This is a genomic window from Candidatus Thiothrix phosphatis, assembly GCF_035668035.1.
Lineage (GTDB): Bacteria > Pseudomonadota > Gammaproteobacteria > Thiotrichales > Thiotrichaceae > Thiothrix > Thiothrix phosphatis.
Window position 1 is genome coordinate 1 of record NZ_JAYMYJ010000124.1, and the last position, 11359, is coordinate 11359.

10 protein-coding genes are annotated in these 11359 nt (G+C 55.9%); 4 read left to right on the forward strand and 6 right to left on the reverse strand.

Annotation, left to right across the window (positions count from 1 at the left end; genetic code table 11):
• Positions 1–726 precede the first annotated feature (726 nt).
• Positions 727–2271 (forward strand): AmpG family muropeptide MFS transporter, encoded by a 1545-nt coding sequence (locus VSS37_RS14140; protein ID WP_324696253.1) that lies wholly within the window; start codon positions 727–729, stop codon positions 2269–2271.
• Here VSS37_RS14140 and VSS37_RS14145 read toward each other — a convergent pair.
• The 5 genes from VSS37_RS14145 to VSS37_RS14165 all read right to left on the reverse strand — a co-directional run bounded on the left by VSS37_RS14145 (position 2201) and on the right by VSS37_RS14165 (position 6901).
• Complete coding sequence (locus tag VSS37_RS14145) at positions 2201–3064, reverse strand: glycosyltransferase family 32 protein (protein ID WP_324696255.1); 864 nt, start codon at positions 3062–3064, stop codon at positions 2201–2203. The two genes, VSS37_RS14140 and VSS37_RS14145, sit on opposite strands and share 71 nt — an antisense overlap.
• A gap of 105 nt (positions 3065–3169) precedes the next feature.
• Positions 3170–4453 carry an amino-acid N-acetyltransferase gene (gene argA, locus VSS37_RS14150; RefSeq protein WP_324696256.1) on the reverse strand — a complete coding sequence of 428 codons (1284 nt, stop codon included), beginning with the start codon at positions 4451–4453 and terminating at the stop codon, positions 3170–3172.
• Positions 4450–5043, reverse strand: coding sequence for a phosphoheptose isomerase (locus tag VSS37_RS14155; RefSeq protein ID WP_324696258.1), 594 nt, complete (start codon positions 5041–5043; stop codon positions 4450–4452). The genes argA and VSS37_RS14155 overlap by 4 nt, the downstream gene beginning before the upstream one ends.
• A gap of 3 nt (positions 5044–5046) precedes the next feature.
• The gene (locus VSS37_RS14160; RefSeq protein ID WP_324696259.1) at positions 5047–5430 is read right to left on the reverse strand and encodes a YraN family protein; all 384 of its coding nucleotides are present in this window, start codon (positions 5428–5430) and stop codon (positions 5047–5049) included.
• Positions 5402–6901 (reverse strand): penicillin-binding protein activator, encoded by a 1500-nt coding sequence (locus VSS37_RS14165; RefSeq protein WP_324696260.1) that lies wholly within the window; start codon positions 6899–6901, stop codon positions 5402–5404. Before VSS37_RS14165 ends, VSS37_RS14160 begins: the two co-directional genes overlap by 29 nt.
• Positions 6902–7186: 285 nt before the next feature.
• Here VSS37_RS14165 and VSS37_RS14170 point away from each other — a divergent pair, with 285 nt between their 5' ends.
• Positions 7187–9208, forward strand: coding sequence for a sodium-translocating pyrophosphatase (locus VSS37_RS14170; protein ID WP_324696263.1), 2022 nt, complete (start codon positions 7187–7189; stop codon positions 9206–9208).
• 91 nt (positions 9209–9299) lie between these two features.
• On the forward strand, positions 9300–10142 hold the full coding sequence (gene rsmI, locus VSS37_RS14175) for a 16S rRNA (cytidine(1402)-2'-O)-methyltransferase (protein ID WP_324696265.1): 843 nt from the start codon (positions 9300–9302) through the stop codon (positions 10140–10142).
• Here the strand turns inward: rsmI and VSS37_RS14180 are convergent.
• Positions 10137–10712 carry a DUF2058 family protein gene (locus VSS37_RS14180; protein WP_324696266.1) on the reverse strand — a complete coding sequence of 192 codons (576 nt, stop codon included), beginning with the start codon at positions 10710–10712 and terminating at the stop codon, positions 10137–10139. The two genes, rsmI and VSS37_RS14180, sit on opposite strands and share 6 nt — an antisense overlap.
• A gap of 91 nt (positions 10713–10803) precedes the next feature.
• Between VSS37_RS14180 and ppa the strand changes: the two genes are divergently transcribed.
• Complete coding sequence (gene ppa, locus VSS37_RS14185; protein ID WP_324696268.1) at positions 10804–11358, forward strand: inorganic diphosphatase; 555 nt, start codon at positions 10804–10806, stop codon at positions 11356–11358.
• Position 11359: the final 1 nt, after the last annotated feature.

An 11359-nucleotide genomic window follows, 5' to 3' on the forward strand; every position in this document is an offset into this window, starting at 1 on the left:
TTGCGCCAGTTGCGCCAGTTGCGCCAGTTGCGCCAGTTGCGCCAGTTGCGCCAGTGCAGCAGTCGTCTTGATGACCGCCGTGGTTATCGCAGGAGCCACCGTTGCCAGAATCGTTGTTTCCGCCATTCTGGTTGCCCTGATTGCTTTGCATCTGCTGTAACAGTTGCAGGATCAGTTGCAGCAAGCTCATCAGCAGCAAAGAGGATGAATCTCCCCCTAGCCCTGGTAGGCAGCTTGAAGAGCTGCCTAAACTGGAGCTGGAACCGGTGGTTGAACTTGTGCTGCTGCCATAGTTCCCGCTGATGACAGAATTACTGCTCGCCGAAGTGGGAGAATTGTAGACATTTGTATTAAGCATTTTATGCTCCTTTGCTTAGACCAGTCGTGGCCGAGAATTGCTTCGGCCGCTCTTTAGTTATTCCCGTGATCACAGTTGAGAGTTTCAAAAAAAAGAAACGGAATGTCAGAAATCCATGTCCGCCATATCCGTCATATGGTTATCACCAGGAATAAATCCGTTTACGCTCCAAAGTGTTATGTCGCTATGCTGGTGTGTGTTGTGGAGTATGTCTCAAGGCTCAGGAAATGCTGTTTGAGGGAGGATGAATGTTGCAAACTCACTTACGAGCGGTTTTCAGAGGGGGATTCGTCGTTTACAACAAGGGGCGATTGCCCGATGATGCGTCTCTGATCATAAGTGAATAACATCAGAAGGATTTTCGGTACATGACTGACTCTTCCCCGCCCAAGTTTGAAGGATGGGCTGAATCCCTGCGGGCGTTCCTGCATCCGCGTGTCATTACTATGTTATTTCTTGGTTTTTCAGCTGGAATCCCACTCCTGTTGATTTTTTCTTCACTATCGTTATGGCTGGGGGAGGCTGGCGTTGAACGTAAGGCCGTGACCTTTTTCAGTTGGGCGGCGTTGGGCTATTCATTCAAGTTTGTCTGGGCACCGCTGGTCGACAGGTTGCCGGTGCCGGTGCTGGGCGCTTTGTTGGGGAAACGGCGGGCATGGTTACTGACGGCGCAGGTGTTCATCATCTTGGCGATCGTGTTGATGGGCAGTATTGATCCGGCGACTGGCCAACACAATCTGACGCTGATGGCGTTGGCGGCGGTATTGCTGGGGTTTTCATCTGCAACCCAGGATATTGTGATTGATGCTTACCGGATTGAGGCGGCGGAAACCCGTTTGCAGGCGATGATGTCATCCACTTATATTGCGGGTTACCGGCTGGGGATGATTGTGGCCGGAGCGGGCGCGTTGTTTTTGGCATCTTGGTTGGGCTCGGAAAAGGAACACTATCTGTATTCCGCATGGCGTTGGACTTATTTCGCGATGGCAGCCACCATGCTGGTTGGGGTGGTGACGACATTGGTGATTTCTGAGCCAGAACGCAGTCAGGCGGACAGGCACCATTACGCGACGTTGGATTATACGCGCTTGGTGCTGGTGTTCGTGTGCGCGGCGGCAGGGTTTGTCGCCGCGTTTTTCTTGGGCGGTGACCTGTTTGCCGCTTGGCAAAGTGCGATAGGTGGGGATGCGTTCATCAGCTTTGCTTTGGAGGCCATGCATTTTGTCCTGGCGATAGGTGTGGCTGTCTTGATCGGTTGGATGCTGGTGTGGGCAGGGGCGGTGAACCGTGGGATGGCTCGGGATACTTGGATTGAGCCGATTGCGGATTTTTTCCGTCGTTATGGTGTGAAAACGGCAGTGTTGCTGTTGGCGTTGATTGGCCTGTACCGTATTACCGATATAGTGCCGGGGGTGATTTCCAATGTGTTCTATCAGGATTTGGGGTTCAGCAAGCCGGAAATAGCCACAGCGGTGAAAACGTTCGGGGTGGTTGTGAGCATTGCTGGAGGTTTTCTCGGTGGCCTGTTCGCCACCCGTTATGGGGTCATGCGCACCTTGATGATCGGGGGAATCCTGACGGCGTTCACCAATCTGGTGTTTGTGTGGCTGGCGTATGCAGGGCATGACGTGCCGGTGATGTATGCCGCCGTGACAGCGGACAATCTGGCGGCAGGGTTTGCAAGCGCGGCGTTTGTGGCGTTTTTGTCTTCTTTGACCAGCGTGTCGTTTACAGCCGTGCAATACGCCATTTTCAGTTCGTTGATGACCTTGTTGCCCAAAACCATCGGTGGCTATTCCGGCACGATTGTGGATGCGGTTGGCTATCCTGGCTTTTTCACTTTCACCACTCTGATCGGGATTCCTGTGTTGTGGCTGGTTTGGGCGGCGGGGCGGCATTTGCAGGTCGACTAGCAACGATTTCTTCTTCCGGCAAAATGACTGGGGTTTCCAGTTCTGTGTAATGTTTGGCGAAAATATTGCGGTGGTTTTTGCTTCGATCCGCATTGGCTGAATCATAAATGCTGTATTCAATCCCCATGTCCTGTTCAATTTCGACCCTGCGAGATGGGTGCTTGGAGATTATTTCTTCGATTGCCAGGGTGTAACAAATTGGGCCGGTAGTCCGTAACACGCCCATGAAACCAACACCATCAATGGCTGCATTGTAATGCTGGATCCGTTCGATGACCCGTCCTATCACTGCCCTTAGGAAGGGGTGCCCGGCGGCGGCGATGACATGCCATTGTTGGTATTCGCCCCGTTCGAGTGCGGCCACCTCCGGATGCATGCCCCAGGCGTAGTATTTGCCGCCTTTCAGGTTGTCCCACTTTGACAAGATATAACAGTCGTCAGGGTGGATGACTTCATCAAGCGGGCGGGTGGCCGCGCTTTTGACATCCAGATAGACGCCGCCTTGGGCGTAGATGAGCAAATAACGGAAAAAGTCGGCGCGGGCGGCTCCGTAGGATGGGTTTATCTTGCGGTAAATTTGTAGGATGCCCGAGCCATAGTGTGTCTGGATAAAGGTTTCTATATCACTGTCGTCGTATAACCGGCATTCCCAGTTGGTGTTGAGGCTGGCGATCCTGCGGATATTTTCCTGGATCGCCAGCGGCAGGGAGTCTTTGTCGCGGTAAGTCTGATGGATTATCCGGGGAATACGGTCGCCCATTGCAAAGCTGTTTAATACAATCGTATTGTGCATGACACATCTCTACTATTCAGTCCATTTCTGCAATAAGTATTAGAAATGAGGCATCAGGCTTGCCGAAAGGGAAGGGACAGGAGGTGCAATTTTGTTTACGAAAGGTCAGGCCAGACTCTTAAACAGCACTTGTGAATTGCGTTGGTAGTTGTAGAGTGATTTCTTGTTGGCGGGAAGAGCCTCAACATGGCCTTTTTCAAACCCACGCTCACGGAACCAGTCGGTGGTTTGGGTCGTCAGCACCAGCAAGTGGGTTTTGTTTTGTGCTTGGGCCAGTTGGGACACATGCCGCAGGAGCTTGTCGCCCCGGTTGCCGCTGCGGTATTGCGGATTGACAACCAAGCAAGCCAGCTCGGCGACCTGCGGGTCGTCAGTTTCATACAGGGCAACGCAGGCAATGACTTCGCGGTCACGGGTAATGATGTGAAACCTGCCGATTTCCAGCTCCAGTTGTTCGCGGGAACGTTTGATCAGCACGCCGCGTTGCTCTAGCGGTTGGATCAACTCCAGAATGCCGCTGATGTCTTCCACTGTCGCCGCCCGCAGGGTTTCGAACTGTTCGGTGGCAATCATGCTGCCAATTCCGTCGCGGGTATACAGTTCCAACAGCAAAGCGCCATCCTGTGCGGCGCTGAGTAGGTGGATGCGCTCAATTTCGCTGTGCAACAGCAGGCTAGCGAGCTTTAACAGGAATGGTGAGGCGGATGGGTCATGGGTGACCTGTCCGGCGACAAGTTCGCGCGGCAGTTGCAGGTCATGATCGCTGAGGAAAAGGATTTTGTCAGCGGCCAATTCTTTGGCCACGCCAAGCGCCACTTGTTCGTAATCCAGGTTATAGGTTTCACCGCTAGGGGAATAACCGATGGGGGAAACCAGCACAATGTTATGGTTGTCCAGTTGTTGTTCAATCAGGCGATGGGCGATACGGCGGATTTTGCCAGTATGGCTGTAATCCACACCATCGATGACGCCCAGTGGTTGCGCCGTCAGGTAATTGCCGGAGCAGATCCCGATGCTTTCGCCCGCAAAGCTGGGCTGGTTAAGGGCGTGACTGAGCTGCTTTTCGATCTGGATGCGCAGATGCCCAACGGCTTCTTCCACCAAAGAAATGTCTTCTGGCGTGGTGATGCGGATATTGTGGTGAAAATGCGAAACCCGTCCTGCCGCCAGCAAGCGCTGGTTGATCTGCGCGCGGGAGCCATGGGCGATGACGATGCGGCTGCCTAGTGCGGCAATGATGGCGAGATCCTGGATCAGGCGGCGGAAACTGTCTTGCTCCACCGCTTCCCCGGGGAAGGCGATGATAAAGGTCTTGCTCCGGTGCTGGTAGATGTAGGGAGCCGCTTCGCGCAGCAAATGGACGCTGCTGTTGCCGCCGGAACCAGTCATGGGGTATCGGCCAGCAACAATTGGTCAACCAGGTCACAAATGCAATGGATCAGGAGCAGATGCGTTTCCTGGATGCGGGCGGTGCTGTCGGCGGGAACCCGCAGTTCCACGTCGCCAGCCTGTAACAGGTCTTTCATGGCACCGCCGGACTTGCCGCTGAGGGCGACCACCCGCATCCCTTTGGCGTGAGCGGTTTCAATTGCGCGGTTGACGTTGGCGGAAGCGCCACTGGTGGAAATGGCCAGCAGCACGTCGCCGGGGTGACCCAGCGCCTCGATCTGGCGGGCGAACACTCGCTCATAATGGTAGTCGTTGGCAATGGAGGTCAGGGTGGACGTGTCCGTGGTCAGCGCAATGGCGGGCAGCCCACGGCGTTCCCGCTCGAAACGGTTGAGCATTTCCGAGGAAAAATGTTGGGCGTCGCCTGCCGATCCGCCGTTGCCGCAACTGAGGATCTTGCCATCCTGCCGGATGGCGTCAAATACCAGCCGCGCCGCTTGCAGGATGGGTTCCTGCAACAGGTCCAGCGTTTTCTGCTTGGTGGCGATACTGGCGGCGAAATGTTGTTGGATGCGTGTCTGCAAGTTCATGTGTCAGCCCAGTTCGAAAGCATTTTTGATCCAGTGTGGGTGGTTGTCACCTTCCACCGCGACGACATCGAAGCGCGCTTGCGCATCTGGTGCCCGGTATTGAAGGTAGTGTTGTGCGGTGCGGATGATACGCGCCTGTTTGCGTGGGTCAATACTGTGCAGCGCGCCACCGTAACGGCTGTTTTTGCGGTAGCGCACCTCGACGAACACGATGGTGTGCCCATCCAGCATGATCAGGTCGATTTCACCGGTTTTAAGGCGGTAGTTCCGGCACAGCAATTTCAAGCCGCTGGCCTGTAAATGTTCACAGGCCAGCTGTTCGGCGTTGATGCCACTTTGCAGGTGTGGTGCCGACGGCTTACTGTCCAAGCGCTTGTGGGACGCCATTGATAAAGGTGGCCATCAGCAGCTTGCGCTGGATTTCACGGTTGCGGGCCAGACGGATAGAGCCAGTTTTGCCGTTGACCTGTGTGTTCGGGTTGCGGGCGATGCTGGGCAGGTTCTTGGCGATCAGGAAGGCGTCCATGCCGAGCGCATACATGCGCGGAAAGGCGGAATTGTTCAAGCTGCCTGCCTGTAATGCTTCGATGACCCATGGGATTTCCGTGTAAATGATGCCGTCCAGGTCTGCATCCTTGCCGGGGTCGATGCGTCCAGAAAAGATGTGGGAGGTGGCGTAGACCGGCACGCCAGGAGCCTGGGCCGCCAGTAATGGGCGCATCAACCGCGCCTGGCTGGGTGATGCGGCCAGGAACACCATGCTGGCGCGGCCCTGGGTTGCCGCCATGGCGTTTTGCACGTTTTGCATATAGGCGTTGGATGGGTTGTCGGGGTATTGCTGAATGTTGATGACTTGCCCGCCTTTGGCCTGATAGGCGGTGTGGAAGGCGTTGGCGAGGCGTTCGCCCCAACTGGAAGCCGGAGCCATGATGATGGCGGTGCGCTGGCCGCGCGCGCTGGCGAATTCTGCCACTTGGCGGGCTTCATCTTCCGGCAGCAGGCCGAACTGGTAGAGCGCGCCTGGAATGTTGCGGCTATTGGTCAGGTAATTGAGGCTCAAGAGGGGTTTGGTCAGTATTTGTGGTTGGGTTAGCAGTTGTGCCAGGGATTCCTTGTCGAGTGGGCCGACGATGATGTCTGCGCCATCGGCGACCGCCCGTTGATATTGGGTGAGCGCCCCGCTTGCATTGACATCGTACATCCGCACGCTGGCATCGCTGGCCAGATTGTTGCGGGCGGCTTCAATGCCCCGGTAGATTTCTTGGCTGACGCCACCAAGGGAACCGGATTGTGGCAACAGGGCGGCTATCCGGTTTACGCTGGTGGGGACGATGGCTTGCTGGATGGTTTGTGCGGCCGCGCCGCCAGCCATTGCTTGGGCGCGCTGCTGGACGTGTTTGACTTTTTCACGCAAGGCAGGCGAAAGGCTGTCCAAATTGGTGGGCAGGGTGCGCAAGGCCAGGGTTGGGTTGTTTTGTTGCAGCGCCAGCAGCGCCTTGACATAGGCCAGACGTCCGCGGTTTTCGCCATCCAGCGCTGAAACCGGCGTTTTCGCCAAGTAGCTGTTGGTCAGGTTGACGTCGCCAATGGAGGCGGCGATCTCCGCAGCTTGCAGGATAACCCGCTCCCGCTGGGGGGAGGGGTAGCGCGCGGCGGCGGCGTAGTATGTCTGGGCTGCTTCCCGTTTTTTTCCTTTGGTGAGGAGTGCGTTGGCCTGCTCAATGGACACATCGCCCTGGATCGCTGTGTCAGATGCGTCGGTCAAGGAGCTGGGTGAGCAGCCCTGCAACAGGAACGGCACAGACAGCAAGGCGATGCAGAGGTATTGCCGGATGCGGTTGGAAAATTTTTTTTGCATGGTAATGGACCCTGGAACCGGTTGGAGAGGATAAAGCCGTCAAAATATAGCATCTTTTTCTAGGTTGGCTGAATGTTTACTGTGTGTTTTGGTAAATTCATAAGCGTGATAAACATCAATGATCTGCCTCAATTTGGTGTGTTTTTATCAAGTGTGTGCATAAAGAGTGCGGCTTGATTGGGGAAATGGAGCTATGCTTGTTTACGGAGTCTTGTGCCTATTTTGTATCCCAGTGCGGGTGTAAGTTTTCAATACAATGATTCGTAAATAAATGGAGGTGTTCAGATGTCGACAGGATTGGCAGTTGCCATCTTATGTGCGCTTGCTGCGCTCATTTACGGCGTTATCACGATACGCTGGGTGCTTTCCCGGCCGGAAGGGAGCGCACAAATGCGCGCTATCGCCCAGGCCGTGCAGGAAGGGGCTCAGGCCTATCTGAACCGTCAGTACACGGCGATCAGTATTGTGGGTATCGTGTTGTTTGCGGTCATTTTCATTACGCTTGGCTGGAAGACGGCTATCGGCTTCGCCATTGGGGCCTTGCTTTCCGGCGCTACCGGCTATATTGGCATGAATGTGTCGGTGCGCTCCAACCTGCGCACGGCGGAAGCCGCCAAGCAGGGGTTGAATCCCGCCCTGGACATTGCGTTTAAAGGCGGCGCGATTACCGGGATGCTGGTGGTGGGGTTGGCGCTGCTGGGCGTGGCTGGCTATTACGCAGTTCTGGTGCTGTTGGGCACGCCTTCCCTGGAGGCTGTCCATGCGTTGGTGGGGCTGGCGTTCGGTGGTTCGCTGATTTCCATTTTTGCCCGTTTGGGCGGCGGCATCTTCACCAAGGGGGCTGATGTTGGGGCAGACCTGGTGGGCAAGGTGGAGGCCGGGATTCCCGAGGATGATCCCCGCAACCCAGCGGTCATCGCGGATAACGTCGGCGACAATGTTGGCGACTGTGCGGGTATGGCGGCTGACTTGTTTGAAACCTATGCCGTCACTATCGTTGCGACCATGCTGCTCGGCGGGCTGATGAGTTCCGGTGCGGGTGAAAACGCCATCATTTACCCATTGGTGCTGGGCGGGTTCTCCATTCTGGCGTCGATTGTTGGGACATTGTTCGTCAGTACCCGTCCTGGCGGCAAAATCATGAATGCGCTTTACCGGGGGCTGATTGTGGCCGCCGTTTTGGCGTTGGTGTTGTTCTACCCGGTCACTTATATCCTGATGGACGGCAATTCCGAATATTCCGTCAACGCCCTGTATGGTTCTGCGGTGATAGGTTTGTTGCTGACCGCCGCAATGGTGTGGATTACGGAATATTACACGGCGACTGAGTTCAAGCCGGTCAGGCATATCGCTGCGGCTTCCACTACCGGGCATGCGACCAATGTCATTGCTGGGTTGGGCATTTCCATGAAAGCGACTGCGGCACCAGTGCTGGCGGTGTGTTTGGCCATCTGGGGCGCTGATGCATTGGCAGGGTTGTATGGCATTGCTGTCGCCGCCACCGCCATGCTCTCCATGGCCGGCATTATCGTGGCGCTGGACGCCTACGGGCCAATCACCGACAACGCCGGTGGCATTGCGGAAATGTCCAAGCTGCCAGAAGAAGTCCGCACCATTACCGATGCGTTGGATGCGGTCGGCAACACCACCAAAGCGGTCACCAAAGGTTACGCCATCGGTTCTGCGGGGTTGGCTGCGCTGGTGCTGTTTGCGGACTACACGCATGCGCTGTCCGTTCACCATGCGGGGCTGACCTTCGACATTTCCAACCATATGGTCATTATCGGCCTGTTCATTGGCGGCATGGTGCCCTACTTGTTTGGGGCGATGGCGATGGAGGCGGTAGGCCGGGCGGCTGGTTCCGTGGTGATTGAGGTGCGCCGCCAGTTCCAGCAGATCCCCGGCATTATGGAAGGGACTGGCAAGCCGCAATACGGCACTTGCGTGGATATGCTGACCCGTGCGGCGATCAAGGAAATGATTGTGCCGTCGCTGCTGCCGGTGGTGATTCCGGTGATTGTGGGGTTGCTGTTGGGGCCGCAGGCGCTGGGCGGCGTGCTGGTCGGCACGATTGTGACCGGCATTTTCGTGGCGATTTCCATGACGACGGGTGGCGGTGCTTGGGATAACGCCAAGAAATACATTGAGGAAGGCAATTTTGGCGGCAAGGGTTCCGAGGCGCACAAGGCGGCGGTGACTGGCGACACCGTCGGTGACCCGTACAAGGATACCGCAGGCCCGGCAGTCAACCCGCTGATCAAGATCATCAATATCGTGGCGCTGCTGATCGTGCCGTTGATGGCTTAAGTTCAGTCCAGGTTGGACTGGATAGGCTGGAAGCCCGCTGTACAGGCGGGCTTCCTTGTTTCTGCAAACAGTTTTCATAAAGGTGTGGGAAATGGCGGAAGGCGTTTTGTACTGTGTGGCGACGCCCATCGGTAATCTTGAAGATATGACCGCACGGGCCAAGCGCATCTTGGCGGAAGTGGACAAGGTCTATGCGGAGGATACCCGGGTGGCGCGCAGCCTGTTTGCCCATTTCGGCATCCAGAATACGCTCGCCAGTTTGCATGACCACAATGAGGCTGGGCGGGTGGCGGGCATCCGCGCGGAGCTGGAACAGGGCATGCAATTGGCGCTGGTCAGCGACGCAGGCACACCGTTGATCAGCGACCCTGGTTATAAGCTGGTGCATGCGCTGGGCCAGGAAGGGCACCGGATTGTGCCGGTTCCTGGTGTCAGCGCCGTGATTGCGGCGTTGTCAGTCGCCGGTTTGCCTACTGACCGGTTTGTGTTTGAAGGTTTTCTGCCTGCCAAGCCTGCCGCCCGGCGTAAAGCATTGGAGGGGTTACGGGATGAATCCCGCACACTGGTGTTTTACGAGTCCAGCCACCGGATTGCAGACATGCTGGCGGATTTGGCGGTTGCCTTTGGCGCGGACAGGCAGGTGGTGATGTTGCGGGAGTTGACCAAATTGTATGAAAGCATTTACCGGGGAAGCGCTGGAGATCTGGTTGCGCAAATGTCGGCAGACCCCAATATGTCGCGTGGCGAATTTGTGGTGGCGGCAGGTGGGTCGAAAGGGGTAGGGTTGGAGCTTCATGCCGCCCTGAGCGCGGATAGTGTATTGGCGGTTCTGCTGGAGGAATTGCCAGTCAAACAGGCGGCCGCGATCGCTGCCCGCCTGACTGGATTGCCTAAAAACCAGTTGTACAAGCAGGCGTTGGCGAAAGGGTCATGAGCCTTCGCTGTCCGGCGTGTTGATGACAACCAGTTTGTCTGGGTCAAGCGTCAGGACTTGTTGTGCTGTTTCCAGCGGAATCAGGCAACGCTTGCCAGCCAAAAAGGTGATGGCGAGTTTTCCGGCAGCCAAATCCTGCTGTTGCTGTTCGTTGACGTACAGGTATTTGATGTTGTCGCCCACGACAAAATTGTAGCGGATGTCAGCATCGTCGACATTTTGCAGGTTTGCGCTGACCAATGCGGCTACTTGTTCACGGGTTTGCTTACGCCGTGCCGCAATCTCGCGCTGGCGCTGCTCCTCTTCGCGGCGCTCATCGCGTTCGATCTGCGCGCGTGCTTCGTAAAATTGCGCCAGGTCGCTTTTGTCTTTCTTGGGCGGGCTGAAAGCCTTGTTTTCTCTGGGCTGCTGCGGTTTTGGCGGTTGGGCTGGCCGTTGCTGCTGTTGGGGGGGGCGGTTTTTGGGGGAAGCTGGTTTGGTGGTTTTAGGTTTTGGCTGGCTGGCTTTTTCAACCTGTTCTTCTGTGACCAAACCTGCTTTGAGTAACTGGTCGCGTAATGAGTTTGCCATACTGTTCTCGTAAAATTGTCGACAAGTTGCTGTTGAGAATTGCTAACAGGCGATATAATACCGTGATTTTTACACAACGGTAGAGCAAACCATGAATATTGATAAAGTTCCTGCGGGGCGTGAAGTTCCCGAAAACGTGAATGTCATTATCGAAATCCCGGCGCTGTCCACACCTGTCAAATATGAGTTGGACAAGGAAAGCGGTGCCTTGTATGTCGACCGTTTCCTGTCTACCCCGATGTTTTACCCGGCCAACTACGGTTTTATTCCCCATACGCTGGCGGAAGATGGCGACCCGACGGATGTGTTGGTGATTACCCCAACCCCATTGATGCATGGCGCGGTCATTCCAGTACGCCCGGTCGGGGTGCTGAAAATGTCTGATGAATCGGGCCTGGACGCCAAGATCGTGGCGGTGCCTGCCCACAAGCTGTCCTCCGGCTATCGTGACATCGTCAATTACACCGATCTGCCGAAGCTGTTGATCAGCCAAATCCAACACTTCTTTGAGCGCTACAAGGAATTGGATGCTGACAAGTGGGTGAAGGTGGAAGGCTGGGCTGATGCCGATGCCGCCAAAAAGGAAATCTTGGCCAGTATCGAGCGCTATAACGTAGAGCAACCAGAGGAGATTCCGTTCTCATAAT